Annotated in this window: 1 protein-coding gene; it reads right to left on the bottom strand. The window is 29.5% G+C overall.

Going from position 1 to position 227, the window contains the following annotated elements; translation table 11 throughout:
- Positions 1-227 (bottom strand): transposase (locus tag CPJCM30710_RS17690; RefSeq protein WP_212905410.1); only part of this gene is annotated, 227 nt, incomplete at both ends.

The raw sequence follows: 227 nt of genomic DNA, 5'->3' as shown, positions 1-227 counted from the left end.
TAAATAAACTTATTTTTACTAAACATACCTTTTTTATGAGGGAATCTTCTATAAGCAACTACAGGAATTATTTTTCTATCTGTTATTCCTTTAAACATAGGATTAGTTGAATAACCAGCATCTAAACCTATGTATTTAGGCTTTATATCAAAAGTTTCATTAATTCTATCTATTCTTTTTAGTATTGGATCACTATCGCTTACGTTACCAGGGGTAACGTGGACGTC

This window comes from Clostridium polyendosporum (assembly GCF_018332455.1).
Taxonomy (GTDB): domain Bacteria; phylum Bacillota; class Clostridia; order Clostridiales; family Clostridiaceae; genus Clostridium_AY; species Clostridium_AY polyendosporum.
The sequence above is the reverse complement of the archived record's forward strand: the minus strand, read 5'-3'. Positions and strand labels throughout refer to the sequence as shown.